The sequence below is a fragment of the Vibrio sp. OPT46 genome (assembly GCF_015163535.1).
In the GTDB taxonomy this organism is placed as follows: domain Bacteria; phylum Pseudomonadota; class Gammaproteobacteria; order Enterobacterales; family Vibrionaceae; genus Vibrio; species Vibrio alginolyticus.
The window spans coordinates 1-221 of the sequence record NZ_JADDYG010000901.1; the positions used below are offsets into that span (position 1 = coordinate 1).

1 protein-coding gene is annotated in these 221 nt (G+C 43.0%); it reads left to right on the forward strand.

Translation table 11 applies throughout. The features are described from left to right. On the forward strand, positions 1–221 hold a 221-nt coding region (locus IQR33_RS36190), incomplete at both ends, for an FAD-dependent oxidoreductase (protein WP_193844327.1).

The window sequence follows — 221 nt, forward strand, 5'->3', positions numbered from 1 at the left end:
AAAGAAGGCTTCTACGAGAAACACGGTATTAACATGCTGATCGGCGAACGCGCGATTAACATCAACCGTGAAAACCGCATTGTTTACTCAAGCACTGGCCGTGAAGTTCAATACGACAAGCTTATTCTTGCTACTGGCTCATTCCCATTTGTTCCACCTATCAAAGGTCACGAAAGCAAAGACTGTTTTGTTTACCGTACTATCGAAGATCTTAAAGCGAT